Consider the following 25227-nt stretch of genomic DNA (forward strand, 5'->3'; position numbering starts at 1 on the left):
TCGGGCTTTCGATGGCTTTACGGCAGGTCTTCCGACGGAATGATGCCAAAGAATTCTCCGCCGGACCAGACACCAAACCAACCGCCGCAGTGCACACCCAGATCGACCAAGCGGTAAAAGCTTTTGCGGTCAATCAGCGCCTCAAGGTTTCGACGCACCAGCACATAGGGCGACGGCTCACCCGTTTCCTCATCGCGCACGACGCGGATCGGATGCTCCGGCCCCGCTTCGGCCACGTCGCCCAGATTGGTGATAAACCGCAACTGCTGCGCCTCGCCCGCGCCTTCGGCCTCAAAATCCACGGCGACAAAGGGCGCATCTTCGACCGTGATGCCCACCTTCTCGACCGGGGACTTGAGGAAATAGTCATCCCCCTCGCGCCAGAGAATCGATGCGAACAATTTGACCAATTCGATCCGCCCAATCGGCGTGCCTTGGTAGAACCACGTCCCATCGCGTTTGATTTGCATGTCCAGATCGCCGCAGAATTCCGGGTTCCACTTCTCAAGTGGCGGTGTTCCGCGCGTTTTTGCGGCCTTGGCGGCTTCGATCAGGCTATCTGCACTGGGTGTCACGGTATTTTGTCCGCTCATTGGTTTTGCCATTCCCTTTGGTCGCGATACACTTACACCTGAAAGATATAACTCCGGGGAAAGAAATGTCATGGCCGAAGCGGATGATCTGATCGCGCAAATCGAAGCGCTGACCGAAAAACTGGGCGAGGCCAAGCAGTCGATCACCGGGCGGTTTGTCGGGCAAGAGCAGGTCGTGGACCTCGCCCTCACGGCTCTGCTCTGCGGTGGCCACGGGCTGCTGATCGGCCTGCCGGGCTTGGGCAAGACACGTCTGGTCGAGACCTTGAGCACCGTCATGGGCCTGCACGGCAACCGCGTGCAATTCACCCCCGATCTGATGCCCGCCGATATTCTGGGCTCCGAAGTGCTTGATACCGCGCCCGATGGCAGCCGCGCCTTTCGCTTTATCGAAGGGCCGATCTTTTGCCAGCTTCTGATGGCGGATGAGATCAACCGCGCCAGTCCGCGCACGCAATCCGCACTTTTGCAGGCGATGCAGGAAAAGACGGTGACTGTGGCGGGCCAAGACCGCGCATTGGGTCAGCCCTTCCACGTGCTCGCCACGCAAAACCCGATCGAGCAAGAAGGCACCTACCCGCTGCCCGAAGCACAGCTTGACCGTTTCCTCGTGCAGATCGACGTGGCCTACCCCGACCGCGCGACGGAGCGGGACATTCTGATCGCCACAACCGGCGTCGAAGATGGCGCGGTGCGTCCTGTCTTCACTACCGAAGACCTGCTGGCCGCACAAAACCTGCTGCGCCGGATGCCCGTAGGCGACAGCGTGGTGGAGCTGATCCTTGACCTTGTCCGCGCCTTCCGCCCCCATGAACCCGAGGCCACCCAGCCCGTGCGCGAGAGTGTTGCTTGGGGCCCCGGCCCCCGTGCCGCGCAGGCGCTGATGTTGACGGTCCGCGCCCGTGCGCTGCTGGAGGGGCGGCTTGCCCCCTCTGCCGAAGACGTGCTGGCGATGGCCCGCCCGGTGCTGAGCCACCGGATGGCGTTGAACTTTGCCGCCCGCGCACGCGGCGAAAGCCTGCAAGGGCTGATCGACGCCACCGCCGGTCAATTGATCGGGAAAAAGGCCGCCGCGTGACCCATTCCCCCCTAACCCTCAGGGCCAACGCCGAGGGCGAGGCGGCCCGGTTGCCAGCGCTGCTAGCGCGGGCCGAGCAACTGGCAGGTGCTGTGCTGCCCGGTGCCCATGGCCGCCGTCGGGCAGGGTCTGGGGATGATTTCTGGCAATACCGCCCCGCGCAAATGGGGGACAGCCGGCGGATGGTCGACCACCGCCGCTCGGCGCGCGGCGATCAAGAGTTCGTGCGCGAGCGGGAATGGCAAATTGCGCAGTCGGTCATGCTTTGGGTCGATCAGGGCGCGTCGATGCGCTTTGCCTCTGACAAAGGGCTGCCCGATAAGGCGGATCGCGCGCGTTTGCTTGGTCTCGCGCTGTCGATCCTGCTGCTGCGCGGCGGTGAACGGGTGGGCCTTACCGGCGCCGCCCTGCCGCCCCGGCGCGGCAACCCGCAGATCCTGCGTCTGGCCGAATTGCTCTGCCAAGAAGACACCCGCGAATATGCCCCGCCCGAACACCGCGGCATGATCCCCCATGCGCGGGCGATCTTTATCTCGGATTTCTTGGGCGACCTCGACCCCGTCCGCACCGCGCTGACCAAAGCCGCTGACCGCGGCGTGCGCGGCGTGCTTTACCACCTGCTCGACCCAGCAGAGGAAGCCTTCCCCTTTGCGGGCCGTACCATTTTCGAAAGCGTCGGCGGCACGCTGCGCCATGAGACGTTGAAGGCGAATGACCTGCGCGACCGCTATCTCGACCGGCTCGCAGCGCGCAAAGATGAATTGCAACAACTCTGCGTCCGCACCGGCTGGCGCTACGGGCTGCACCACACGGATGCGTCGGCGCAATCGGCGCTGCTGTGGCTCTATGGCGCGTTGGACGCGCGACAAGGGAGTGCGGCATGAGCGTTTTCGGCGGCATTGGTTTCACCGCGCCTTGGCTTCTGCTGGCCCTGCTGGCGCTGCCGATCCTGTGGCTGATCCTGCGTGCCGTGCCCCCGGCCCCGATCCGCCGCCGCTTTCCCGGTGTGGCGCTGCTCTTGGGTCTGGCGGATGACGAAAGCACGACGGACCGCACCCCGTGGTGGCTGCTGCTACTGCGGATGCTGGCCGTGGCTGCGATCATTGTTGGCCTTGCCGGGCCGGTCCTGAACCCGCAGGCCGAGGCGGAACAGGGCAGCGGCCCCCTATTGATGGTGCTTGATGGCTCATGGGCCGGAGCCAGCGGCTGGGACCGCAAATTGACAGCTTTAGACGCGCAACTGACCCGCGCCGGACGAGCCGAGCGGACAGTGGGCATCCTGACACTGACCGACCCGCAGGTGCCAACCTTCCAATCCGCTGATGTGTGGCGCAGCCGCCTTCCCGGGCTTTCCCCCGCGCCGTGGCAGCCTTCCCCAGCTGAGATCGCCCGCGCAACCGAAATCATGGCAGACCTGCCCGGCTTTGACACGATGTGGTTCAGCGATGGCTTGGACTATCCGGGCCGCGATGACCTGCGCACCGCGCTGCAATCCAAAGGCGCGGTGGAGGTGCATCAATCGGCGAGCAATGTCATCGGCATCGCCCCCGCCGTCTACCAAGATGGCGCAATCGACTTGACCCTGCGCCGCGCCATTCCCGGCCCGGAGCGCGAGGCCGTGGTGCAGGCCCATGGTCGCGACCCCGCAGGCAATGCCCGCATTTTGGCCACCGCCAATGCCAGTTTCGAGGCGGGCGCGACCGAGGCCACCACCTCCCTGTCGCTGCCCGCCGAACTGCGCGCGCGACTGACCTCCTTCGACATCGCAGGACAACGTTCTGCCGGGGCGCGTACCTTGGTCGATGACGGGCTGCGCCGCCGTGAGGTCGCGCTGATCAGCGGGCGCGGGGCGCAGGAGGGGCTGCAACTGCTCTCTCCGCTGCATTACATTGAACAGGCGCTGGCTCCGAATGCAGACCTGATCGACGGCACGCTGACCGATGTTCTGCCCGCCAACCCCGATGTGATCGTGCTGGCCGATGTGGCCACCCTCAGCCCCGCCGAAGCAGAGCCGCTGCAAGAGTGGATTGACGCGGGCGGTATGCTCATTCGCTTCGCCGGACCGCGCATTGCGGCGAGTGACGTCAGCCGCATCGACGAAGACCCGCTGATGCCCGTGCGCCTGCGTGCCGGGGGGCGCAGCGTGGGCGGAGCAATGTCTTGGGGCGAGCCGAAGGCGCTGGCCCCGTTCCGCAACGGTTCTCCCTTCTTCGGCCTGCCGGTGCCAGATGACGTGACCGTTTCCGCGCAGGTCGTGGCGCAACCGGACCCGACACTGGCCGACCGGGTGATTGCGTCGCTGAGTGACGGCACGCCGCTGGTCACGCGCAAGGCCGTCGGTCAGGGGCAGATCGTACTTTTCCACGTCACCGCCACGGCGGAATGGTCGACCCTGCCGCTGTCGGGCCTTTTCGTGCAGATGATGGAGCGGCTGGCTGTGTCCTCTGGCGCCAGCACGCCCGAGGCCGGTAGCCTTGAGGGCACCACATGGACCCCGCTCCGGGTGATGGACGGTTTCGGCACCCTGTCGGAGGCGGGCAACCTGCCCGGTGTCGCGGGGCCAGAGCTGATCTCGGCCCCCGCGGACCCCGCCCTGCCGCCCGGCATCTATGGGTCTGAAGAGCGTCGGTTGGCGCGCAATGTGTTGACTGCTGAGACCAAGCTCACCCCCGCCACATGGCCATCGGATGTGCCGCTGCGTGGTCTTGCGCTACCGCCCGAACAGCCGCTGGCCGCAGCGCTTCTGAGCCTCGCGATCCTGTTGCTGGTCGCCGATGTGCTGGCCTCCCTCGCCCTTTCGGGGCTGCTGCTGCGCCGCTCGGCTGGTAAGCTGGCGCTCATCTTGGGGCTGGGCCTGCCCCAGATGGGGGACGCGCAGGAGACTGACCCCGAAAGCTTTGCCGTGCGCTCCGCCTCCGAAGTCACGCTGGCCCATGTGCTGACCGGGAATAGCGACGTTGACGAGGTCGCCCGCGCCGGGCTGACCGGCCTGTCGGATACGCTTTATTTTCGCACCACGGTAGAGCCTGCCCTGCCTACAGGTGTCGATTTGGAGCAAGACGAACTCGCCTTTTTCCCGATCCTTTATTGGCCCGTCACCCCTGACCAACCGCAGCCCTCAACGGAGGCTTATGGCAAGCTGAATGACTATCTCCGCTCGGGCGGGTTGATCCTGTTTGATACCCGCGACGCAGATATCGCAAGCTATGGTGCCGCCAGCCCGAACGGGCGCAAGCTGCAGGAATTGGCCGCCCCGCTCGACATCCCACCGCTTGAGCCGCTGCCCGGCGACCATGTGCTGACCCGCACCTTCTATCTGCTGCAGGACTACCCGGGCCGCTACACCAGCCGCGATGTCTGGGTGGAGGCCGCGCCGCCCGATGCCGAACGGATCGAGGGAATGCCGTTTCGCAACCTTAATGACGGGGTGACGCCGGTGGTGATCGGGGGCAACGATTGGGCCGCCGCTTGGGCCGTGCGCCGCGATGGCGCGCCGCTGCTGCCCATCGGGCGCGGCTATGCCGGAGAGCGGCAGCGCGAACTGGCCTACCGCTTTGGCGTGAACCTTGTCATGCATGTGCTGACCGGCAACTACAAATCCGATCAGGTCCATGTGCCTGCGCTGCTCGATAGGTTGGGCCAATGACCGGAACCGTGCTTTTCGACCCGCTGATCCCGGTGCCACTGCTGATTGGGCTGGGGGTGCTGGCCGCCTTTGGCATTCTGCTGGCGCTTTGGCGTGGGCTGTCAGGCTGGGCGCTGCGCGGATTGGCGGCAGCGGTGGTTTTGGCGGCGCTCGCTGGCCCCTCCTACCAGACCGAAGACCGCGCGCCGCTGAGCGACATCGTCCTGCTGCTCGAAGACGAAAGCGCCAGCCAGCGGCTTTCCGACCGTGCCGATCAAACCAATGCCGCCGCCGAGGCGATGGCCGCCCGCATCACTGCACGCCCCAACACTGAACTGCGCCGGATCACCGTGCCCGACGGTGCAGAGGACGCGGGCACACGGCTGATGACCACCTTGGCTGATGCACTGGCCGAAGAGCCACGTTCGCGGATCGCGGGCATTTTGGCAGTCAGCGATGGCCGGGTGCATGACGCGGACCTGCCGCTTGACCTGCCCGCGCCGCTGCACCTGCTGCAAACCGGTCGGACCGCGGATTGGGACCGCCGCCTGACCGTCCGCAACGCTCCGGCCTTTGCCATCATCGGTGAGCCAGTGACCCTGACCCTGCGCATCGACGATCTGGGCGCTGCGCCCGAGAGTGATGGGCTGACCCAGCTTGATATCTCTGTCGACGGCGAGGAACCGCTAAGCTTTAATGTCCCTGTAGGCCAAGACATCGACCTGCCCGTCACCCTGCCCCACGGCGGGCGCAATGTGATCCGCTTTTCCCTGCCTGAAGCCGATGGAGAACTGACCGACCGCAACAACGCCGCGCTGATCCAGATGAACGGTGTGCGCGACAGGCTGCGCGTGCTGCTGGTCTCGGGCGAGCCGCATCCCGGGGGGCGCACATGGCGCAACCTGCTGAAGTCCGACAGCGCGGTCGATCTGGTGCATTTCACGATTCTGCGCCCGCCCGACAAACAGGATGGCGTGCCGGTGAACGAGTTGTCGCTGATCGCCTTTCCGACGCGCGAATTGTTCATGGACAAGATCGACGACTTTGACCTCATCATCTTTGACCGCTATCAGCGGCGCGGCATCTTGCCTGCGCTCTACCTCGATAACGTGGCGCAATATGTGCGCAAGGGCGGCGCGGTGCTGGTCGCAGCGGGGCCGGATTTTGCCAGTGCCGATAGCCTCTACCGGTCGCCGCTTGGCACGGTGCTGCCCGCCACCCCCACCGCGCGGGTGCTGGAGGAAGCCTTCCCCCCCGTCGTGACCGACATCGGTCAGCGCCATCCCGTGACATCCGAACTGCCGGGCAAAGGCGACTGGGGCCGTTGGCTGCGCCAGATCGACGTGACGGCTGAGCGTGGCGATGTGGTGATGAGCGGCGCAGACGACCGCCCGTTGCTGGTGCTTGACCGCGTCGACGAGGGCCGCGTGGCACTGCTAGCCTCAGATCATGCGTGGCTGTGGAACCGGGGCTATGAGGGCGGCGGCCCGCAGTTGGAACTACTGCGCCGTCTGGCCCATTGGATGATGAAAGAACCCGAGCTTGAGGAAGAGGCGCTGACCGCCACCGCCCAGGGCCGCACCATGCGCATCACCCGCCGCACCTTGGATGAAACCGTGCCCCCCGTCACCATCACCGCCCCCGATGGCAGCACCACCGAAGTGCCCCTCTCCCCCGCTGGTCCGGGCCGTTTTGTGGATGAATTCACGGGCGAAGAAATGGGCCTCTACCGATTGGAAAACGGGGAGGAGGTGACTGTCATCGGCCTCGGCCCTGCTGCCCCGCGCGAGTTTATTGAGACGATTGCCAGTGACGAAGCCCTGCGCCCGGCGATCGACAGCCTGCGTGGTGGCGTGGCGCGGGTGGAGGATGGGCTGCCGCGCCTGCGCGACGTGCGCCTCGGCCGTCCGGCTGCCGGACGCGGTTGGCTGGGGCTGACCCCCCGTGGTGCTTATGAGACCCGCGATGTGCGGCAAACGCCGCTGTTGCCGGGGTGGTTGGTGTTGTTGCTTTCGGCCCTGTTCATCATTGCCGCTTGGCTGCGCGAAGGCCGCCGTTAAAGCGCGCGAAGCAGCAGCCCGCCCGCGAGCGTGACGACGATAAGCCCTGCCGTTAGCTCTGCCACCGCCGCGGCCTGTGCCAAGCGCGGCGATCCGGCGAGCCCACCAAGCACCCCCGCCCGCAACCCCGTGGCGGCAAGACCGGTGGCGATGGTGATCAATCCGGTGCCAAGGGCCATGGCGAAAGCGCCCAAAACACCGACACCGCCGATGCCCATATGCCAAGTGATAACCAGCACAAAAAGCGCCCCGGTGCAGGGGCGAATGGCGATCCCGGCAATCAAAAGCAGCGCATCACGCAGGCTGCCCGCCTGCTGGACCTGTGCCAAGCTTGGCCCATGGGCATGACCGCAATGGCCGCAGACCGCTTCGCTATGCGCCGCCTTCTCCTGCCGCGCATGACGCAGCCCGCGCCAGATCAGCCAAAGCCCGATAAGGACAATCGCGCCATAGCTTGCCGGAGCCATGATGTCCTCGGTCACGCCCACCAGCGCCTCGCGGCCAAGGCCCAAAAGCAGGATCCCCGCATAGACCAAGACCACCGCCGTCACCGCTTGACCCAGCGAGGCGGCCAGAGCGATCAGCGACAGCCGCAGCATCGGCACAGAGCGCGCCAGCCCATAGCCGCCAATCACGATCTTGCCATGCCCCGGCCCTGCCGCATGCACCACGCCGTAGGCAAAAGACGCCAGCAGCACCGTCCAGAACGCCGCCGTATCGCCGCCCCGCGTGGCGCGCAGCCCGCTGGCGATGCTGTTTTGAAACCCGCGTTGCTGCCCTGCGGCCCAATGGGCAAGGGCGTTGAACCCGCCCGTCCACCACAGCGCCGCCAGCGCCAGAAGGGTCGCCAATGCCGCCAGCGCTATGATGCGTCGCATGTGATCACCACCTCATTGGCCAAGGCTTCACCGATCTCCGGCAGGCCCACATCGCTCGGATCGGTATTCGCGTCCAAGGCGCTCAGATCCTGTTGAAGTTCGCGCAGATCGGCGTTCATCTCTGGCATTTTGACCCGCGCGCGACAGGCGTCATCGCCTTGCACGGTCACCTTCTGGGTCACCTCATAGGCGGTGTAATAGGTCGGGTCATAGGGTTTGATGACCAGCCCGTTCGCGTCAGGCGCATCGCCCTCGACCGCCCGCAGATGGCTGGTGATGATCCGGCCCTCGGAAAAGGTCGTCGCCACCTCTTGCGAGCTGGAAAGCGCGATCTCTTCACCGCCGTTCAGCAAGACCGTATCGCCGTTGAACCCTTCGATCCACTGCATGTCGAACCCGTTGAGTGAGGCCACCTCTGGCTCGGTCAACACGCCATCGTAATCGGGGTCGAGCCCGCGATCCTCGGTCACCAACAGAGAATAGAATTCGTCATAGGCCCATGTGATCCGCAGATGGGTCAACCGCCCCTCGGCATCGACAATCACCTCAAGCCCCGTATCGACAAAGATATGCGGATGCGCGCCAAGCGGTGTGGCGCAGGCAAGAAGGGCGGCGGTAACAAGCGGGTATTTCATGGCGCTAGGTCTACCCCCCTTCGCCATGCGCGGCAATTGCCCGGCGGGTGGCATATGGCGGGATCGCGCGCATTGCCCCCCGCCCCCAGATCAGGTCGACGGATAGGGCCGAACAAAGACCGGACGCTCGGGGGTCGAGGCATCGGGCTGATAGGCATAGCCGCCGCTGTCGAAATCCTGCAAACCTTCGGGATCATTCACCCGGTGCTGCACGATATACCGCGCCATGGCGCCGCGCGCTTTCTTGGCAAAGAAGCTGACGATCTTCGGCCCCTTACCGTCGCCCTTGTCTTCCATGAACTGCGGGGTGATCACTCGCAGTTTCAACGCTTTGAGTTCTACCGCGCCGAAGTATTCTTGACTGGCGCAGTTCACCAGAACATCGCTGCCGGTTGCCTCGGCCTGCGCGTTCAGCGCCTTTGACAGGCTGTCGCGCCAGTAGTCATAAAGATTGCCACCGCGGCGGGTTTTGAGCTTGCTGCCCATCTCCAGCCGGTAGGCTTGGATCGCGTCGAGCGGGCGCAGCACGCCGTAAAGGCCCGACAGGATGCGCAGGTGCTCTTGGGCATAGGTCATCTCGTCGGCATCAAGGCTCGCGGCCTCCAGCCCCTGATAGGTGTCGCCTGCAAAGGCCAACGCGGCGGGGCGGGTGGTGTCGGCAGCGGGCTCGGCCTCAAACGCCTGAAACCGGTCGCGGTTGAGCCGCGCCAGATCGTCGCTCAGCCCCATCAGGTCTTTGAGGTTGCCCAAGGTGAGATTACGCGCCGTGGTCGCGAGCCGCACAGCGTCTTCCTGAAAATCAGGCTGGGTGACGGCGACATCGCGCTCGGCCCAATCAAGGCGTTTGGCGGGGGAAATAACGACGAGCATGGCAGTCTCCTTGGGGCGTTTCGGGTGATCTAGCCCGCGTCGCGCAAAACGTCCAGAAAGGCGGGGCCAAAGCGTTCGGCGCGTTTGTCGCCGAGCAAGCGTTCAATCGCGGAACTGTCGGCGCTGCGCAGTTGTGCGACTTTGGCCAGCATCGCGGCAGAACAGCTCAGCGGCTTTTCGGTGCCTTGTTCGCCGCGCGCCAGATCGGCCTGCACCTGCAACAACTGGTCATAGACATTGCCCGCATCGCGGCCCGCCAGTTTACGCCGGGCCTTATGCATCGGCTGCGCTTCGCCGTTGATGACCTCAAGGAAGGCGGCGCCGTAGTTTTCCAACTTTTTCGCGCCCACACCGCCGATACGGGCCATGGCATCTAGGTTTTGCGGACGCGCTTCGGCCATTTCGATCAGAGTGCGGTCGGTGAAGATGATATAGGCAGGCACGCGCGCCGCCTCGGCCAATGCGCGGCGCTTGGCCTTGAGCGCCGACAGCAAGGGCGCGTCTTCATCGCTGACCATCGCTTTAACGGCAGGTCGGCGATTGGCCCCTGCCGCCTTGATCGTGTCCCGCCGCAGGTTGATCGACGCCTCACCGCGTAGGATCGGCAGGGCGGCATCGGTCATGCGCAGGGCCCCGTGGCGTTCGGCATCGGGGCGGACAAGGTCATGGCCCATCATCTGCCGGAACACGGCCTGCCATTCATTACGGCTGTATTCGCCGCCTACACCGTAGGTCGGCAGAGATTGGTGCCCGCGTTGGCGGACCTTGTCAGTCTCATTGCCGAGCAGGATGTCGATCAGATGCCCCGCACCAAACCATTCGTCGGTGCGCAGCATGGCCGAGAGCGCTTTGCGCACTGCCGTGGTGCCGTCGAACACATCCGCGGGCGTATCACAGAGGTCGCAGCGCCCGCAGGTGATTTCGGTCTCGTCAAAATAGCCCAGCAAGGACTGGCGGCGGCATTCCAGCGCTTCGGCCAAACCGAGCAGCGCGTTCAACCGGCCATGATCCGCCGCGCGGCGTTCGGGTGGGGCGAGCCCCTCGTCGATCTGGCTGCGGCGCAGGCGGATGTCGTCGGGGCCAAAGAGGGTCAAGGTTTCAGCCGGGGCACCATCACGCCCGGCGCGGCCAATCTCCTGATAATAGGCCTCAATCGACTTGGGCAGATCCGCATGGGCGACCCAGCGGATGTCGGGCTTGTCGACCCCCATGCCAAACGCCACCGTGGCGCAGACGATCAGCCCGTCTTCCTGCTGAAAGCGCCGCTCAGCGATGCGGCGGTCTTCGGCCTCCATCCCGCCGTGGTAATGCAGTGCCGTTTGCCCCTGATCGCGCAGCGCCTTGGCAAGCCCTTCGGTCTTGGCCCGCGTGCCGCAATAGACGATGCCCGACTGCCCCTTGCGCGCGGCGGCGAAGTTCAGGATCTGATCGCGTGGTTTGTTTTTAGCGGCAAAGGCGAGGTGGATGTTGGGCCGATCAAAGCCGCGCAGGAAAGCGCGCGGGGGCGTCCCGTCGAACAGCTTTTCGACAATCTCAACCTGCGTTTCGGCGTCCGCCGTGGCGGTGAAGGCCGCCAGCGGCACGCCGAGCGTGCGGCGCAATTCACCGATGCGCAGGTAATCGGGGCGAAAGTCATGGCCCCATTGGCTGACGCAATGCGCCTCGTCCACGGCGATGAGATTGACGCCAACGCGCCGCAACATGCCCATGGCCGAGCCTGCGGCGAGCCGCTCCGGTGCCATATAGAGCAGTTTGAGCGTGCCCGCCTCCAACGCTTCCCAAACCGCATCTGTCTCTTCCGGCGTGTTGCCCGAGGTCAGCGCGCCCGCCGCGACGCCAGCTTCTTGCAGGCTGCGCACCTGATCGCGCATCAGGGCGATCAGCGGGGAGATGACCACCGTCACCCCCTCGCGCATCAGCGCAGGCAGTTGGAAACACAAAGATTTACCGCCGCCCGTGGGCATGATGGCGAGCACGTTCTCGCCCTCGGTCACCGCCTCAACAATCTCTTGCTGGCCGGGGCGAAACCCGTCGAAACCGAATACATCACGAAGAAGCGTGGCAGCGCCTGTCATGGGGAACCTGTAAGATTGTCTGCTCTTTTCATGCAGACTCCCACACTAACAAATCGTGAACAAGGCTAGATACGCGCGGTATAATCTCGCAAGCGGCGCGTCAGTAGAAGGCTGCGGCGTTGTTGGTCAGCACGATCCGCGCGACGGCCACGGCGATCAGCACGATCAACGGTGCCAGATCCAAACCACCCATCGGCGGAATCACATTGCGCACGCGGCTATAAACCGGCTCTAGAATGCGGTTCAGCCCGTCCCAGATTTGCGCAACCAAGGGCTGGCGCAGGTTCAGCACCTGAAAATTGATCAACCAAGACATGATGACATGGGCGATGACAATGAACCAAACGATGTTCAAAAGCAGCATCAGGATCTGGAACAGTGACGTCATGGAATATCCCCTTGGTGTGACGCAAGACAGTTAAGCGCCCCGTCCGCAAAGGGCAAGAGTGCCGCGACGTATATGCTTGACCGCGCAGCGCTTCCGCCGCAGATCGACACCGTCACGACAAAGGAAAGCCCCATGTTCCCGATCATCCGCATGGCCAAAGACGTCATCGTCGCCGCGCGGCAGGCGCCGCTGGAAAACCTGACCGACACCCATGTCAGCCATCACATCTGCTGGCCGCATGACCTCGATATTTGGATGGAGCTGAACAACGGGCGGGCGCTGTCGCTCTATGATCTGGGCCGCACCGCCATGGCGCAGCGTGCCGGGTTGATTACGCTGCTTCGGCAGAACAAATGGGCGATCACAATCGCAGGCTCAAGCACCCGGTTCCGCCGCCGCATTCGCATATTTGAGAAGTTCGAGATGCGCAGCCGAACGCTGTGTTGGGATGACAAGTTCATCTATCTGGAACAATCCATGTGGAAGAAGAACGGCGAATGCGCGAGCCATGTGCTGTATCGCTCTGCCGTGACCGATCGCAATGGTTTGATCCCGCCGGAAAAGGTGCTGGGCGCTATGGGGCGGCAACAACCTTCGCCAGAGGTGCCGAGCTGGGTGGCCGAATGGATCCGCGCCGACAGCCATCGTGCTTGGCCGCCAATGCAGGACGCAGGCACCAGTCCTCAAGCCCCCGCCGGTTAAGCCACGCTTGCGCCTTGTCCCGCGCCCTGCTCTAACTCAAACCGAGGCAGGCCGCGAAGGGGCGCATTATGGCAGAGATCACGCGGCGCAAGCGCATCTGGGGATGGTATTTTTTCGACTGGGCCAGCCAGCCCTATAACACCCTGTTGCTTACCTTCATCTTTGGCCCCTATTTCGCCCAGACCGCGACCAATGCGCTGGTCGAAGGCGGGATGGACCTCAGCGCCGCCAAAGCGCAGGCGCAGGCTTATTGGGGTTATGGTCTGGCGCTTGCGGGCATTGCGATTGCGATTTTGGCCCCGGTGTTGGGGGCTGTCGCGGATTCCTCCGGGCGGCGGATGCCTTGGCTCTGGCTTTTCTCGGTCATGTATGTGGTGGGCGCAGGCGCGCTGTGGTGGACTGCCCCGGCAGATTTCTCAATGCTTTGGGCGCTGTTTTTCTTTGGCATCGGCCTGATCGGGATGGAGTTTGCCACGATCTTTACCAACGCCTATCTGCCCGAGTTGCACCCCGACGCGGATGAGCGGGGGCGCATTTCGGGCGATGGCTGGGCCTTTGGATATGCAGGTGGGGTACTGGCGCTGATTGCGATGATTGCCCTGTTTCAAAGCGGCGCGAATGGTCGCACCATGGCAGGGCTTACGCCGCTGTTCGGATTGGACCAATCAACCAAGGCTGACACACGCATCGTCGGCCCGATGGCGGCGATCTGGTATGCTGTTTTTATGATCCCCTTCTTCCTTTACATAAGCGACACACCGAAGCCCGGTGCTGTACGCTATCGTGTGGGCGCGGGTCTGTCGGATCTGCTGCGCACCCTGCGCGGTCTGCAAAAGCATCCCTCATTGCTGGCCTATCTTGGCTCCTCCATGTTCTACCGCGATGCGCTGAACGGGATGTACACCTTCGGCGGGGTCTATGCGCTTGGCGTGCTGGATTGGTCGATCCAAGAGATTGGCATCTTCGGCATCCTTGCCGCCATTTCCGGCGCGGTGTTCTGCGTGCTGGGCGGGCGCATTGACCGGCGCATCGGCCCGATGCCGGTGATCGTGGCCTGCTGCATCATTCTTATCGCAACGGCCTGTCTCATCATCTCTTTGGGGCCAAATTCTGTCATGGGCGTTTCTTTGCCAGAGGGGTCTGCCCTGCCCGATATCCTGTTCTATGTCGCGGGTGCCTCCATCGGGGCGGCGGGCGGTGCGCTGCAGGCGTCTTCGCGTAACATGCTGACACGGCAAGGAAACCCCGAGCGGATGACCGAGGCTTTCGGCCTCTATGCGCTGTCGGGCAAGGCCACATCCTTCCTCGCCCCGGCGCTGATCGGGCTGACAAGTGACCTCACCGGCAGCCAACGGCTTGGCATCACCCCTGTCGTAGGGCTTTTCATCATCGGATTGATCCTGTTAGCCTGGGTCAAACCCAAGGGAGATTTCGCCACATGACGCTGCTTCGCACCCTGACCTCCGTGGCACTGGCCTTTGCGCTCGCCTCTTGCGGGGGCGACCGGACCGAAACCGATATCAGCGGCGAAAAAGTCGCCCTGCCCACCATCGGGTCATCGGGCGGCGCGCTGAGCAACGTGGAGGCCAAGCGCCTGTTCGGGGCCAAGAATTTCGCCTCCGCTCAATCGCCTGCCGCCTATGGCAGCTACTCCAAGGGCTGCCTTGCCGGGGCGGAACAACTGGCAGAAACGGGGCCGACATGGCAGGCCATGCGCCTATCGCGCAACCGCAACTGGGCACATCCTGAGATGATCGATATGGTCAAAATGCTCAGCCGCAAAGCCGCACAACAACCGGGTTGGGAAGGCGTCTATGTCGGCGATATGAGCCAACCGCGCGGGGGGCCTATGTTGACAGGCCACGCCAGCCACCAAATGGGGCTGGATGCTGATATCTGGATGCTCCCGCCAAAGTCGCTGAACCTCAGCCGGGCGCAACGTGAGAATATCTCGTCGATCTCCATGCGTCGTTCCAGCGGGGCCTATGTGAATTCCTCTTGGACCCCTGCGCATCACGAAGTCATCAAGGCCGCGGCCCAAGACCCCCGCACCGCGCGCATCTTTGTTTTCCCCGGTGCCAAGGTTCAAATGTGCGCGGATGAGAAAGGTGACCGCAGTTATCTGCGCAAGATCCGTCCTTGGTATGGGCACCACTACCATTTCCACATCCGCATCGCTTGCCCCAAAGGCGCGCGCGGCTGCGTGGATCAGGTGCCACCCCCACCCGGTGACGGCTGCGCCGATGCGCGGCAATGGCAGGCGAACATCCTGAACCCGCCAAAGCCCGATCCGAATACGCCCAAGACCACCCCCAAGCCCAAGCGCGAACTGCTGCTTGCGGACCTGCCTGCGCAATGCAACGCCGTCTTGAACGCAAACTGATCCGCGCCTTCCTACCGCTTTGTTTGCTGATGTCCTGCGCGGCCCCCGCCGCGCAGACACAGCCGGTGGTGCAGGTGGACAGCGTGCTGACATGGGCCCACCCGGCCCCGTGGTTTGGCGGTTTTTCGGGTGTTGAGGTAAACGCGGATGGCACGCGGCTTACCGCCGTCTCTGACCGTGGGCGCGTCGTGCAGGCCCGCATGCTGCGCAAGGATGGCCGTTTGGTCGCTGTCGAACTTGACAAACACACACCCCTCAAGGGGCCAAAAGGCAACGCCTTGCGTGATAAAATGCGTGATGCTGAAGCGCTGGCGCAGGATGACACTGGGCAGCTTTATGTGGCATTCGAACACAGCCATCACGTGGCCCGGCTCGACCCTGAAAGCGGGGTCACCATGCCGTTGCCCAAACACAAAGATTTCGCTCGGTTCGAACCGAACGCGGGGATGGAGACGCTGGCCGCCCACCCTGACGGGCGGCTCTTTACCATGCCCGAACGCTCCGGAGCCGAAGACCGCCCCTTTCCGCTTTATGCCTTTGACGGCAAGATATGGTCGATTGTCGGAGAGATCCCGCGCCGAGGCCCTTTTCTGCCTGTGGATGCGGACTTTGCCGAAGATGGCACGCTATACCTTTTGGAGCGCACGGTGACGCCGCTGGGGTTCCGCAGCCGCATTCGCAGTTTCGACCTCACCGCACCAAACCTTGGCGAAACCACCCTGCTGACCTCGGGTCCCGGTCAATATGACAACCTCGAAGCGCTCAGCACTTGGCAAGACCCGGGAGGGCAAACGCGGCTTACCTTGCTGTCGGACGATAATTTTTTCCCGGTGCAGCGCAATGAGGTCGTTGAGCTGATCCTTGCCAAACCGGGTTCCGAAGACTAAAGACCGTTCCGTCTGCGATCCCCGCAGGCCAAGTCGCCGCACCCTTGCACAAAACGGTTCACATATGACACGCACCTATCTCCCCGGCATTCTTGCCATGGCCGCCATCGTCGTGGCCTCGAATATCCTTGTTCAGTTCCTCTTTGGCCAATGGCTGACCTGGGGCGCTTTCACCTATCCGCTGGCTTTCCTCGTCACCGATGTGATGAACCGCCTTTACGGGGCCTCCGCCGCCCGCCGGGTTGTGCTGGTGGGCTTTGTCGTCGGCTTGATCTGCTCGCTGATCGGCACCCAGATCATGGGCGAATTCGGCCCGCTGGTGACCATCCGCATCGCCGTCGCCTCAGGCACGGCCTTCCTCGTCGCGCAACTGCTTGACGTGACTATCTTCAACCGCTTCCGCGATGGCGCGTGGTGGCGCGCGCCCTTGGTCAGCACGCTGATCAGCAGCGCGATCGATACCGCGCTGTTCTTCTCCATCGCCTTTTCGGCCAGCCTGTCGTTCATCCACCCCGCCACCGATGTGGCATGGGCGACCGAGGCTTTGCCGCTGTTGGGCGCGGGCCCCGTTGCGCCGCTTTGGATCTCGCTCGCCGTGGCGGATTGGTCGGTCAAACTGGCCATCGCGCTGATTGCGCTGATCCCCTTCCGGCTGCTGACAGCACGGCTGACAGCCCGCGCATAAGACCGGCGGCAAGGGGCCACCACCTTGCCGTCGCACCTTCAAGAAAACGCTTTGCGAATTTCAAAACCTGTGCAACGCTCAGGGTGAGTTCAACAAATGTAAAGGAGGTGATCCAGTGTCAAGAAAGGTATTGGAGCGAGGTGTCGGAACAGCCAGCGGGGTTTCCTGCTAGGGCAGCCCCTGGCAGTGCAACCACCTGGTGGACATCGGTCTAACCGATCCCCCTCCTGAAACCATTCGATTGGGCCGTTCCGCAAGGGGCGGCCCATTTCGCATTCCCCCTTCACCCTCACCGCGCGGGCTGGCATGTTGCGGGGCAAGGAGAGTTCATGCTGCACATCAACGATGACATCGCTATTCAAGATTGGGAGCTGACGGAAAGCTTCATGCGCGCCTCCGGCCCCGGCGGGCAGAATGTGAACAAAGTTTCCTCGGCGGTAGAATTGCGGTTCGAAGCCGCCACCTCGCCCTCCCTGCCGCAGCCCGTCAAAAACCGACTGCGCCGTTTGGCCGGGCGGCGCTGGACCACCGAAGGCGCGCTGGTGTTGCAATGTGACGAAACCCGCAGTCAGGCGCGCAACCGCGACTTGGTGCGCGAGCGGCTGGCCGAGCTGATCCGCACCGCCCTCACCCCGCCCAAACGCCGCATCGCGACCCGCCCGACGCTGGGGTCGAAGAAGCGCCGCCTCAAGGCCAAGAAGGTGCGTGGCGAGGTTAAGGCGATGCGCGGTAAGGTCGATCCAGATACCTGAACCTTAGCCGCGCCGCAGCAGATAGATATCCATGATCCAGCCATGCGCCGCCCGAGCAGCGGCACGGGTGGCGATGATATCTTCGGCAACCTCCGCCAGCGGGCCATGGCGGATGATCTCTTCGGCCATGCCGACATAGGCGCCCCACCAGATCGTCACGCCCGCAGGCTCCAACGTCTGAAATGCGCAGTCGCCATCCAGCATGATGACCAACGTATCGACCCCCTCGGGCCAGCCGTGATCGCGCAACTGCCGCCCGGTGGTCACCATAAAAGGCGCACCGATTTCATTCAGAGGGATCGCATGAGACGCGGTCAGCCCTTGCAGAGACGTGATACCGGGGATCACGGTCATGCGCGGTGCGGGGTCGAGCCGCGCGGCGATGCGCAGGGTGCTGTCATAAAGCGACGGATCGCCCCAGACCAACAGCGCCACCCGCCGGGCGGACGGATGCTGGGCCATCGCCCCGCGCCACGCATCGGCAATCGCGTCATGCCACTGGTCGACGCGGGCGCGATACTCCTCAATCGCAGGGTCGCGCACGGGCAGATCGAAGCCGACGATCTGCACCGCCTCGTTGGTCAGCACCTCGTCGCAGATACTGCGCCGGAGACCTGCCAAATCGTCCTTGCCCGCGCCCTTTTGCGGGATCAAGATCAGGTCTTGCGCGTTCATCGCCCGGATCGCCTGTAGCGTCAGATGCTCAGAGTTGCCGGTGCCGATGCCGATCAATGTCAGTTCCAGATCAGTCATCCCGGTATCCTCGCGATTGCCTTTAAACGCAGCCCGCCAAGCACCCGCGCATCGGGGAATTTCCCATCGGCAGAGGAGGCATAGAGCGTCACGAAACGGCGCAGGTCATCCAAGTCGGTTTCCGTGATCTCTCCGAACAGATAGGCCACCTTGCCCGGCGCGCGAAAGGCGACCGTTTGCGCCCGCGTACAGCCCGACATACAGTCGATGCCCTCGACCTCCACATCAGACAATCCGGCGCGGACAACGTCCAGAAAACCACCATCGGCGGTGCAGGATGTGCAAACGAAAGCCTTCACGCCTCGAACTCGGCCAAAGGCCCGTAAAAGATCAGCGCGGGCGTGGTGCTGCTGGCGCTCTCCAGGTGGCGCGCCAAAGTTTCGATGGTAAAGCGCTGCACCTTCTCCGCCGGGGTCGAAACCGCCTCGGCCAGCAGCGCGGGCGTGGTGCCGGGCAACCCGTGTTCGATCAGCCGCGCGGCAAGCCCGGCAAAGGTGCGTTTGCCCATATAGACCACGGTGGTCGCCATCGGATCGGCCAAGGCGGCCATGTTCACGTCATGGGGCAACTCTCCGGTCACATCCGCTCCGGTGATGAACTGCACGCGCCGCGCGGTCATGCGGCGTGTCAGCGGGATGCCTGCGGTAGCGGCGGCGGCAGAGGCGGCGGTCACGCCCGGCACGATCTCGAAAGGAATATCCGCTGCCCGCAGCGCGATGATCTCTTCCTCCAGCCGCCCGAACATGCCGCTGTCCCCGGATTTCAACCGCACGACATTCAGCCCGGCCTGAGCATGATCGACCAAGACCCGGCTCACATGGTCTTGCTTTGGCGAGGCGCGCCCGGCCCGTTTGCCGACACCAATCAAGTCCGCATCGGGCCGCGCATGCTCTAGAATCGGGCCCGCGCTGAGGTCGTCAAACAGCACCACATCAGCCGCTTGCAACCGCGCCACGGCCTTGACGGTCAGCAGTTCCGGATCGCCCGGACCGGAAGAAACGAAGGAAACAAAGCCCCCCATCACAGCGCCGCGATCATGTGAAAGAAGGTGCCCGTGGCACGCCCGCCCCCGGCGAAATCGCGGACGGAACCAGTCTCAGGCACTTCAAGGTCGTTGGCGTCGGTGATGCGGGCCAGCGGGGCGTCTGGCTCGGCAAGGATCGTGGCATAATGGAACTCATGCCCGCGCAACTCGGCGCGTGCCGAATGGCCGGGGATCGGCGCGTTGAGGTCGGCCTGACGGTAGCCCAGATGCATCTTGCGTTTGGCGAAAGAGGTCTCCAGCCCCAGAAGCCCCGCCATCTCATGCCGGGTGCCTTCCTTGTCGATGAGGCCCGCGCCCATCGCCATATAGCCCCCGCATTCGCCATGCACGGGGCGCGTCTCGGCGAAGTCGCGCAGCCCTTTGCGGAAATGCGCGGCGGCGGCGAGTTTCCCGGCGTGGAGTTCAGGATAGCCGCCGGGCAGCCAGCAGCAATCGGCGCTGTCGTCCGGTGCCTGATCTGCCAGCGGAGAAAAGGGCAGAATCTCTGCCCCCGCCGCCCGCCATCCCGCCAGCAAATGCGGATAGACAAAGGCAAAAGCGTTGTCCTGCGCCAGCGCAATGCGCTGTCCGGGCGGGGTGATCTGTGCGGGCGCGGGCGGGTTCTGCAAGGTGCCCCGCGCGGCGGCCCGAAGCGCCGGGATATCGACATGCGCGGCCACGAAAGCCGCTGCCTGTTCCAGCAGATCGGGCAGGTTTTCCTGCTCTCCGGCCTGCACCAGCCCGAGGTGCCGCTCGGGCATTTCGATCTCGACCCGGCGCGGCAGCGCGCCGAAAACCTCGATGCCCACGGCCTCCATCCCCGCGCGCACCAGCGTCTCATGCCGGGGGGAGGCGACGCGGTTCAACACCACGCCCGCTAGTTCCACATCGGGCCGCATCTCGCGAAAGCCAAGCGCCGTGGCCGCCACCGATTGCGCCGCACCCGACACATCCAGCACCAGCACCACCGGCCAGCCCATCAGCGCCGCGACATCCGCGCTCGCCCCATTGCCACAGGCACCCGGTTTGGCGACGCCATCAAACAGCCCCATCGACCCTTCGCCCAGGATCAACTCGGCTCCATCGGCATTGCCGACCAGCCCTTCGATCCGCGCGCGGTCCATCGACCAACTATCGAGGTTGAAAGACGCCCGGCCAGAGGCCGCCGTGTGAAAGGCCGGGTCGATATAATCCGGGCCGCTTTTGAACGGCTGCACCGCGACGCCTTCGGCGCGCAGCGCGGCCAGCAGGCCGAGCATCAAGGTCGTCTTGCCCGTGCCGGAAGCGGGAGCAGAGATCAGCAGGCCGGGGGGGATCATGAGAAGGTCTCCGGAAAGCGCGGCTCGGCCCCGACGGGGCGGAAGCGGCGGTCATAATCAGCGGCGTAAAGGCGGCTTTCGCCGAAATCTTCGGCTCCGATGGCATGGCCCACGAGGATCAGCGCGGTACGGGCCATTTCCTCGCCGACCTCTGTGCGCAGGGTCGCAAGCGTCGCCTTGACGATGCGCTGATCGGGCCAGCTTGCACGCCAGACCACGGCCACGGGGCAATCGGCACCGTAATGCGGGGTCAGTTCTTCGACGACTTTATCGAGCACATGCACCGACAGATGGATGGCCAGCGTCGCGCCGGTGCGGGCGAAATTAGCGAGCGTTTCCCCTTCGGGCATCGCCGTAGCGCGGCCCGAGGTGCGGGTGAGGATTACCGATTGCGCCACGCCCGGCAGGGTCAATTCGGCTCCCAATTCTGCCGCCGCAGCGGCAAAGGACGGCACCCCCGGCGTTACGTCATAGGCGATGCCCATCTCGCGCAACCGGCGCAACTGTTCGCCCATCGCCGACCAGACTGACAGATCGCCAGAATGCAGCCGCGCCACGTCATGCCCTGCGGCATCGGCGGCGGCGATCTCTTCCATGATGTCGTCCAGCGACAGCCGCGCGGTGTTAACGATCCGCGCGCCCTCGGGGCAGTGGCTCAGGAGCGCGTCGGGCACCAGCGATCCGGCATAGAGGCAGACCGGGCAGGCCGCGATCAGGTCGCGCCCGCGCAGGGTAATGAGATCCGCCGCCCCCGGGCCCGCTCCGATAAAATGTACAGTCACGGTGTTTTTCCTTTCGTCTCGGCAATCGCCGCTGTGGCCATGGCATCGCCTGAAACTACGCGCTCGGCAACCAATACGGCTCCCGGTCCGGCGGCGGCCAATGCGGCGGCTTCCGAGAGTGACCCGGTGCCGAAGCGGTCTTCGATCCGGGCCGATTGCGTGGGGGTTATCATGCGGGCCAAGTCTTCGGTGGTGATGCCCAGCCCCGGCACGCCCAACTCTTGCGCGAATTCGCGGAAGACGGTGGCGCGGGCCTTGGCGGCTTCGGTCACCAGCGCATCGAACTTGAGGCCATCTGGGTTGGCCCGCGCCAGCGCATCGCGCAGAGATGCCACGCTTGCCGCGCCCCGAAATCCGATCCCGGCCATCCTCATAGTGTTACGCTCCATTGTACCACGGGCCGCAGGGGCTGCCAGCCGCGCATCCGGCCCAAAGGTGCGGCCTGCGCCAGTTCGATCCGCAAAAGACTGCCCCCATGCGCCGCGTGAAGCTGCGCCAAGAGCGCTTCGGTTTCCAGTGTCACCCCATTAGCGACCAGCCGCGTGCCCGCTGGTAGCGCAGGCAAGAGGGCATCGTAAAGTGCCGCGTTGCCACCGCCGCCAACAAAGACCACATCCGGCAGAGGCTGCCCCGCCCAGACCTCTGGCGCGCGGCCATGGGCAGCCTGCATCCGGGCGTTCAGGCCAAAATCTGTGATGTTGCGGGCGATATTCTCCACCCGCGCCGCGTGCTGCTCAAAGGCGATTGCGCGTCCACCGGCAAGACAAAACTCCACCGAGACCGAGCCGCTGCCTGCGCCGATGTCCCACAGCAGGTCCCCGGGCCGGGGGGCGAGGGCCGAAAGCGTCAGCGCCCGTACCGGCGCTTTGGTGATCTGCCCGTCGCTGGCGAAATGGTCATCCGGCAGGCCGGGGGTGCGCGGCAGGCCGATGGCCTCGGTTAATTCCACCCCGACCGCCACTGGCGCTTGCACATCCGTCAGATCGAAGCCATCCGCCTGCACCGCGCGCAGCCGCGCATCGGGGCCGCCAAGCCGTTCGGCCACATGCATTTGCGCCGTACCTGCGCCCTGTTCGCAGAGGAAGCGTGCCAATGCCGCAGGCGCATCCCCATCGCGCAGCAAGCAGATCATCCGCCCCTTGGGACGCAACACACCGCGCAATTGCGCCAGCGGTGCCGCGTGCAGACCGTGGCAAGTGACTTCCTCCAGCCGCCAGCCAAGCGCATTGGCCACCAGCGAGAAGGTCGAAGGCGCGGGCAGGCTGTGCCATTCGTCGGGGTCCAACGCGCCGACGATGCTGCCGCCCGCGCCAAACCAAAAGGGATCGCCCGAGACCAGCATCGCCACCCGCTTGCCCCGCTCGGCCAGCACCGGCTCGACCGAGAAGGGCACCGGCCACGCCCGCCCGCGCGTGCCTGCGTCTGCCCGTTCCAAATGACGCGGTCCGCCAAAGATCACCTCGGCCTCTGCCAGTGCCGCGCGGCTTGCCGGGGGCAAGGCATCCGCGCTATCGTCGGGCATTCCAATGATGCTGAGCCAAGGGTCACCCATTATGCGCGTCCTTCTTTTGGGTGGCACCACCGAAGCCAGCGTCCTTGCGCGCGCCTTGGTCAAAGCCGAGATCGACGCCGTGTTTTCCTATGCCGGACGCACCGACAGCCCGGAGGCCCAGCCCCTGCCCACCCGCGTCGGCGGGTTTGGCGGCGTGGCCGGGCTGGTGACCTACCTCAAGGCCGAGGCGATCACCCATGTCGTCGACGCCACCCATCCCTTTGCCGCGGGGATGAGCAACAATGCCTTCGTCGCCTGCGCCCGACAAGACCTGCCGCTGGTGCGGTTCGAGCGCCCCGCGTGGGAGCGGCAGGAGGGGGACAACTGGACCTTCATGCCTGACCTCGCCGCGCTGCCCGCCGCCCTGCCCGACAGCCCGGCGCGGGTGTTTCTGGCCATCGGCAAGCAGCAACTTGCGCTTTTCGCCGCGAAACCGCAGCACCGCTATCTGCTGCGCCTCGTCGATCCGCCACGCGATCCGCTGCCGCTGCCCCGGGCAACGGTGGTGCTGGCGCGCGGGCCCTTCGACGTGGCGGGGGATACCGCGCTGATGCAGACCCATGCGATCACCCATGTGGTCGCCAAGAACGCCGGTGGCAGCGGCGCGCGGGCCAAGCTGGATGCAGCCCGCAGCCTTGGCCTGCCGGTAATCTTGGCCGAGCGACCGAAACTGCCGGGCGAGGTGGCCGCCAATGATGTGACCGAAGTGATGCATTGGCTACATCATACCGCGCTGCGCGGCGTATAGACATAGCGTCCGACCCGCCGTGTCGCGGAATTGCCGACGATCACCACAGTGCGCATATCCGCCATCTCGGGCGTCGCCTCGCCCAAGGTGACGGTGTTGAACGCCTCTTCGGGCGTGGTCACGGCGCGGGCGAAGGTGATGAGCCGGTCCGGCCCGCATTCGGCCCGCAGGATGTCCAATGCCTCGGCGAACTGATGCGGCCGCGACTTGCTGCGTGGGTTATAGAACGCCATGGCGAAATCCGCCCGCGCGGCCATCCGCAGACGGTGCTCGACCATCGTCCACGGCTTGAGATTATCGCTGAGGTTAATCGCACAGAAATCATGACCCAAGGGCGCACCGAGCCGCGCCGCTGCTGCCAGCATCGCTGTAATGCCGGGCAGCACGCGGATGTCGACGCTCTCAAACGCCGGGTCACGCTCCACCGCCTCGAACACGGTTGAGGCCATGGCGAAAACGCCCGGATCACCCGAAGACACCACCACCACCCGCGCGCCGGCTTGCGCCAGTTGCAGCGCATGGGTCGCGCGGTCCAGTTCCACCCGGTTGTCGCTGGGGTGCAGCGTCAGCCCCGCGCGCGGGGCGACGCGGGCGACGTAAGGGATATAGCCGATGACATCGGTGGCCTGCGCCAGCGCCTCGGTCACCTCGGGCGTGACCAGCGCGTCGTCACCGGGGCCGAGGCCCGCGATATGGAGAATGCCGCTCATGTGTCTGCCTCCGGCCTGCGGCCTTGGCCATGGACCAAGACGATCGCGAAATAGGGGCAGTCGTCATCCGCCACGTCAGAGAGCCGCGCCACCCGCTGATCGGGCATGGTGCCGCGTTCGACCAGCCAAGCGTCATCCAGTTTGCCCGCCGCCGCGAGTGCTCGGCGCACAGTTGGCAGGTTGCGGCCCGTCTTCATCACCACCAGCGCATCGGCGCGTTTCATGTGGTCGGTCAGTTCGGCCTCGGGCAGTGTGCCCATCAGCACGGTCATCACGTCATCGCCCCAAGTGAAGGGCGTATCCAGCGCATTCCAACAGCCCACCATGCCGGGAATCGCGGGCAGCACCTCAACCTCGGCGCGGCCCTGAAGCCGCGTGTGCAGATGCATGAAGGAGCCGTAAAAGAAGGGGTCACCCTCACACAGCACGACCACTTCGTGATCTTGCGCCAGCGTTTCCAAACGGTCGGCCCATTCCTCGTAAAAAGCGACCATCTGGGCGCGATACTCGGGCGAATCGAAGCGCAATTCCGTGGTGACGGGATACTCCATCGCATATTCCACCACGTCATCGCGCAACATCCCCTCAACGATCCGGCGCGCCTGCCCCGCACGGCCTTTCTTACGGAAATACGCCAGATGCCGCGCGCCGCGAATGGCGCGGTCGGATTTCACGCTCATCAATTCCGGGTCGCCGGGGCCAAGGCCCGCACAGATAACCTTGCCCAT

The 25227-nt window shown here is 64.7% G+C and carries 26 protein-coding genes; 11 read left to right on the top strand and 15 right to left on the bottom strand.

Features of this window, described 5'->3' with window-relative positions; translation table 11 throughout:
* Nucleotides 1-17: 17 nt before the first annotated feature.
* Nucleotides 18-593: a DUF1285 domain-containing protein gene (locus BM229_RS09635; RefSeq protein ID WP_093927444.1), complete on the bottom strand. Its 576-nt coding sequence runs from the start codon at nt 591-593 to the stop codon at nt 18-20.
* A 70-nt stretch (nt 594-663) separates the two neighbouring features.
* Here BM229_RS09635 and BM229_RS09640 point away from each other — a divergent pair, with 70 nt between their 5' ends.
* Genes BM229_RS09640 through BM229_RS09655 form a run of 4 tightly spaced genes read left to right on the top strand, consistent with a single transcriptional unit; the run spans nt 664 to nt 7356 of the window.
* Nucleotides 664-1671, top strand: a complete 1008-nt coding sequence (locus BM229_RS09640; protein ID WP_093927445.1) for an AAA family ATPase — start codon at nt 664-666, stop codon at nt 1669-1671.
* Nucleotides 1668-2555 (top strand): DUF58 domain-containing protein, encoded by an 888-nt coding sequence (locus BM229_RS09645; protein WP_093927446.1) that lies wholly within the window; start codon nt 1668-1670, stop codon nt 2553-2555. The genes BM229_RS09640 and BM229_RS09645 overlap by 4 nt, the downstream gene beginning before the upstream one ends.
* The gene (locus BM229_RS09650) at nt 2552-5317 is read left to right on the top strand and encodes a DUF4159 domain-containing protein (RefSeq protein ID WP_093927447.1); all 2766 of its coding nucleotides are present in this window, start codon (nt 2552-2554) and stop codon (nt 5315-5317) included. The genes BM229_RS09645 and BM229_RS09650 overlap by 4 nt, the downstream gene beginning before the upstream one ends.
* The gene (locus tag BM229_RS09655; RefSeq protein WP_093927448.1) at nt 5314-7356 is read left to right on the top strand and encodes a hypothetical protein; all 2043 of its coding nucleotides are present in this window, start codon (nt 5314-5316) and stop codon (nt 7354-7356) included. The genes BM229_RS09650 and BM229_RS09655 overlap by 4 nt, the downstream gene beginning before the upstream one ends.
* On the opposite strand, the gene BM229_RS09660 is transcribed toward BM229_RS09655, so the two are convergent.
* From BM229_RS09660 to BM229_RS09680, 5 genes are all read right to left on the bottom strand, one after another.
* Complete coding sequence (locus BM229_RS09660; RefSeq protein ID WP_093927449.1) at nt 7353-8234, bottom strand: nickel/cobalt transporter; 882 nt, start codon at nt 8232-8234, stop codon at nt 7353-7355. The two genes, BM229_RS09655 and BM229_RS09660, sit on opposite strands and share 4 nt — an antisense overlap.
* Nucleotides 8219-8869: a DUF1007 family protein gene (locus BM229_RS09665; protein ID WP_093927450.1), complete on the bottom strand. Its 651-nt coding sequence runs from the start codon at nt 8867-8869 to the stop codon at nt 8219-8221. Before BM229_RS09665 ends, BM229_RS09660 begins: the two co-directional genes overlap by 16 nt.
* A gap of 90 nt (nt 8870-8959) precedes the next feature.
* Entirely contained in the window at nt 8960-9739 is a 780-nt protein-coding gene (gene yaaA, locus BM229_RS09670; RefSeq protein WP_093927451.1) for a peroxide stress protein YaaA, read from the bottom strand.
* Between the two features lie 29 nt (nt 9740-9768).
* The gene (recQ, locus tag BM229_RS09675) at nt 9769-11814 is read right to left on the bottom strand and encodes a DNA helicase RecQ (RefSeq protein ID WP_093927452.1); all 2046 of its coding nucleotides are present in this window, start codon (nt 11812-11814) and stop codon (nt 9769-9771) included.
* A 100-nt stretch (nt 11815-11914) separates the two neighbouring features.
* Nucleotides 11915-12202, bottom strand: coding sequence for a YggT family protein (locus BM229_RS09680; RefSeq protein WP_067935215.1), 288 nt, complete (start codon nt 12200-12202; stop codon nt 11915-11917).
* A gap of 132 nt (nt 12203-12334) precedes the next feature.
* Here BM229_RS09680 and BM229_RS09685 point away from each other — a divergent pair, with 132 nt between their 5' ends.
* The 6 genes from BM229_RS09685 to arfB all read left to right on the top strand — a co-directional run bounded on the left by BM229_RS09685 (nt 12335) and on the right by arfB (nt 17611).
* The gene (locus BM229_RS09685; protein WP_093927947.1) at nt 12335-12904 is read left to right on the top strand and encodes an acyl-CoA thioesterase; all 570 of its coding nucleotides are present in this window, start codon (nt 12335-12337) and stop codon (nt 12902-12904) included.
* A 68-nt stretch (nt 12905-12972) separates the two neighbouring features.
* Complete coding sequence (locus tag BM229_RS09690; protein ID WP_093927453.1) at nt 12973-14346, top strand: MFS transporter; 1374 nt, start codon at nt 12973-12975, stop codon at nt 14344-14346.
* Complete coding sequence (mepA, locus tag BM229_RS09695) at nt 14343-15287, top strand: penicillin-insensitive murein endopeptidase (RefSeq protein WP_093927454.1); 945 nt, start codon at nt 14343-14345, stop codon at nt 15285-15287. Before BM229_RS09690 ends, mepA begins: the two co-directional genes overlap by 4 nt.
* Nucleotides 15260-16174: an esterase-like activity of phytase family protein gene (locus tag BM229_RS09700; protein WP_093927455.1), complete on the top strand. Its 915-nt coding sequence runs from the start codon at nt 15260-15262 to the stop codon at nt 16172-16174. Before mepA ends, BM229_RS09700 begins: the two co-directional genes overlap by 28 nt.
* A 64-nt stretch (nt 16175-16238) precedes the next feature.
* Nucleotides 16239-16859: a queuosine precursor transporter gene (locus BM229_RS09705; protein ID WP_093927456.1), complete on the top strand. Its 621-nt coding sequence runs from the start codon at nt 16239-16241 to the stop codon at nt 16857-16859.
* Nucleotides 16860-17188: 329 nt separating this feature from the next.
* Entirely contained in the window at nt 17189-17611 is a 423-nt protein-coding gene (gene arfB, locus BM229_RS09710) for an alternative ribosome rescue aminoacyl-tRNA hydrolase ArfB (RefSeq protein WP_093927457.1), read from the top strand.
* Between the two features lie 3 nt (nt 17612-17614).
* Here arfB and cobF read toward each other — a convergent pair whose 3' ends face one another.
* Genes cobF through BM229_RS09745 form a run of 7 tightly spaced genes read right to left on the bottom strand, consistent with a single transcriptional unit; the run spans nt 17615 to nt 23041 of the window.
* Nucleotides 17615-18364: a precorrin-6A synthase (deacetylating) gene (gene cobF, locus BM229_RS09715; RefSeq protein ID WP_093927458.1), complete on the bottom strand. Its 750-nt coding sequence runs from the start codon at nt 18362-18364 to the stop codon at nt 17615-17617.
* The gene (locus BM229_RS09720; RefSeq protein ID WP_093927459.1) at nt 18361-18663 is read right to left on the bottom strand and encodes a DUF1636 domain-containing protein; all 303 of its coding nucleotides are present in this window, start codon (nt 18661-18663) and stop codon (nt 18361-18363) included. Before BM229_RS09720 ends, cobF begins: the two co-directional genes overlap by 4 nt.
* A complete protein-coding gene (gene cobA, locus BM229_RS09725; RefSeq protein WP_093927460.1) occupies nt 18660-19385 on the bottom strand; it encodes a uroporphyrinogen-III C-methyltransferase in 726 nt (241 codons plus the stop codon). The genes BM229_RS09720 and cobA overlap by 4 nt, the downstream gene beginning before the upstream one ends.
* Nucleotides 19385-20707 (bottom strand): cobyrinic acid a,c-diamide synthase CobB, encoded by a 1323-nt coding sequence (locus tag BM229_RS09730; RefSeq protein ID WP_093927461.1) that lies wholly within the window; start codon nt 20705-20707, stop codon nt 19385-19387. Before BM229_RS09730 ends, cobA begins: the two co-directional genes overlap by 1 nt.
* Complete coding sequence (cobM, locus tag BM229_RS09735) at nt 20704-21489, bottom strand: precorrin-4 C(11)-methyltransferase (protein WP_093927462.1); 786 nt, start codon at nt 21487-21489, stop codon at nt 20704-20706. The genes BM229_RS09730 and cobM overlap by 4 nt, the downstream gene beginning before the upstream one ends.
* Complete coding sequence (locus BM229_RS09740; RefSeq protein ID WP_093927463.1) at nt 21486-21863, bottom strand: cobalamin biosynthesis protein; 378 nt, start codon at nt 21861-21863, stop codon at nt 21486-21488. Before BM229_RS09740 ends, cobM begins: the two co-directional genes overlap by 4 nt.
* Nucleotides 21860-23041 carry a bifunctional cobalt-precorrin-7 (C(5))-methyltransferase/cobalt-precorrin-6B (C(15))-methyltransferase gene (locus BM229_RS09745; protein WP_093927464.1) on the bottom strand — a complete coding sequence of 394 codons (1182 nt, stop codon included), beginning with the start codon at nt 23039-23041 and terminating at the stop codon, nt 21860-21862. Before BM229_RS09745 ends, BM229_RS09740 begins: the two co-directional genes overlap by 4 nt.
* Here BM229_RS09745 and BM229_RS09750 point away from each other — a divergent pair.
* Complete coding sequence (locus BM229_RS09750; RefSeq protein ID WP_093927948.1) at nt 23040-23789, top strand: cobalt-precorrin-6A reductase; 750 nt, start codon at nt 23040-23042, stop codon at nt 23787-23789. The two genes, BM229_RS09745 and BM229_RS09750, sit on opposite strands and share 2 nt — an antisense overlap.
* On the opposite strand, the gene cobJ is transcribed toward BM229_RS09750, so the two are convergent.
* Complete coding sequence (gene cobJ / locus BM229_RS09755) at nt 23765-24499, bottom strand: precorrin-3B C(17)-methyltransferase (RefSeq protein ID WP_093927465.1); 735 nt, start codon at nt 24497-24499, stop codon at nt 23765-23767. The two genes, BM229_RS09750 and cobJ, sit on opposite strands and share 25 nt — an antisense overlap.
* Nucleotides 24496-25227: a precorrin-2 C(20)-methyltransferase gene (gene cobI / locus BM229_RS09760; RefSeq protein WP_093927949.1), complete on the bottom strand. Its 732-nt coding sequence runs from the start codon at nt 25225-25227 to the stop codon at nt 24496-24498. The genes cobJ and cobI overlap by 4 nt, the downstream gene beginning before the upstream one ends.

The organism is Sulfitobacter dubius, from assembly GCF_900113435.1.
GTDB lineage: Bacteria > Pseudomonadota > Alphaproteobacteria > Rhodobacterales > Rhodobacteraceae > Sulfitobacter > Sulfitobacter dubius.

What these genes read in the sequence shown, in the direction of transcription:
- BM229_RS09730 (WP_093927461.1), bottom strand. Translation starts at nt 20,707, where the DNA reads ATGATCCCCCCCGGCCTGCTGATCTCTGCTCCCGCTTCCGGCACGGGC.
- mepA (WP_093927454.1), top strand. Translation starts at nt 14,343, where the DNA reads ATGACGCTGCTTCGCACCCTGACCTCCGTGGCACTGGCCTTTGCGCTC.
- BM229_RS09655 (WP_093927448.1), top strand. Translation starts at nt 5,314, where the DNA reads ATGACCGGAACCGTGCTTTTCGACCCGCTGATCCCGGTGCCACTGCTG.
- BM229_RS09640 (WP_093927445.1), top strand. Translation starts at nt 664, where the DNA reads ATGGCCGAAGCGGATGATCTGATCGCGCAAATCGAAGCGCTGACCGAA.
- cobI (WP_093927949.1), bottom strand. Translation starts at nt 25,227, where the DNA reads ATGGGCAAGGTTATCTGTGCGGGCCTTGGCCCCGGCGACCCGGAATTG.
- BM229_RS09700 (WP_093927455.1), top strand. Translation starts at nt 15,260, where the DNA reads ATGCAACGCCGTCTTGAACGCAAACTGATCCGCGCCTTCCTACCGCTT.
- BM229_RS09680 (WP_067935215.1), bottom strand. Translation starts at nt 12,202, where the DNA reads ATGACGTCACTGTTCCAGATCCTGATGCTGCTTTTGAACATCGTTTGG.
- BM229_RS09705 (WP_093927456.1), top strand. Translation starts at nt 16,239, where the DNA reads ATGACACGCACCTATCTCCCCGGCATTCTTGCCATGGCCGCCATCGTC.
- cobA (WP_093927460.1), bottom strand. Translation starts at nt 19,385, where the DNA reads ATGGGGGGCTTTGTTTCCTTCGTTTCTTCCGGTCCGGGCGATCCGGAA.
- BM229_RS09745 (WP_093927464.1), bottom strand. Translation starts at nt 23,041, where the DNA reads ATGGGTGACCCTTGGCTCAGCATCATTGGAATGCCCGACGATAGCGCG.
- BM229_RS09660 (WP_093927449.1), bottom strand. Translation starts at nt 8,234, where the DNA reads ATGCGACGCATCATAGCGCTGGCGGCATTGGCGACCCTTCTGGCGCTG.
- BM229_RS09650 (WP_093927447.1), top strand. Translation starts at nt 2,552, where the DNA reads ATGAGCGTTTTCGGCGGCATTGGTTTCACCGCGCCTTGGCTTCTGCTG.
- BM229_RS09740 (WP_093927463.1), bottom strand. Translation starts at nt 21,863, where the DNA reads ATGAGGATGGCCGGGATCGGATTTCGGGGCGCGGCAAGCGTGGCATCT.
- recQ (WP_093927452.1), bottom strand. Translation starts at nt 11,814, where the DNA reads ATGACAGGCGCTGCCACGCTTCTTCGTGATGTATTCGGTTTCGACGGG.
- BM229_RS09690 (WP_093927453.1), top strand. Translation starts at nt 12,973, where the DNA reads ATGGCAGAGATCACGCGGCGCAAGCGCATCTGGGGATGGTATTTTTTC.
- yaaA (WP_093927451.1), bottom strand. Translation starts at nt 9,739, where the DNA reads ATGCTCGTCGTTATTTCCCCCGCCAAACGCCTTGATTGGGCCGAGCGC.
- BM229_RS09685 (WP_093927947.1), top strand. Translation starts at nt 12,335, where the DNA reads ATGTTCCCGATCATCCGCATGGCCAAAGACGTCATCGTCGCCGCGCGG.
- arfB (WP_093927457.1), top strand. Translation starts at nt 17,189, where the DNA reads ATGCTGCACATCAACGATGACATCGCTATTCAAGATTGGGAGCTGACG.
- cobJ (WP_093927465.1), bottom strand. Translation starts at nt 24,499, where the DNA reads ATGAGCGGCATTCTCCATATCGCGGGCCTCGGCCCCGGTGACGACGCG.
- BM229_RS09665 (WP_093927450.1), bottom strand. Translation starts at nt 8,869, where the DNA reads ATGAAATACCCGCTTGTTACCGCCGCCCTTCTTGCCTGCGCCACACCG.
- cobF (WP_093927458.1), bottom strand. Translation starts at nt 18,364, where the DNA reads ATGACTGATCTGGAACTGACATTGATCGGCATCGGCACCGGCAACTCT.
- BM229_RS09635 (WP_093927444.1), bottom strand. Translation starts at nt 593, where the DNA reads ATGAGCGGACAAAATACCGTGACACCCAGTGCAGATAGCCTGATCGAA.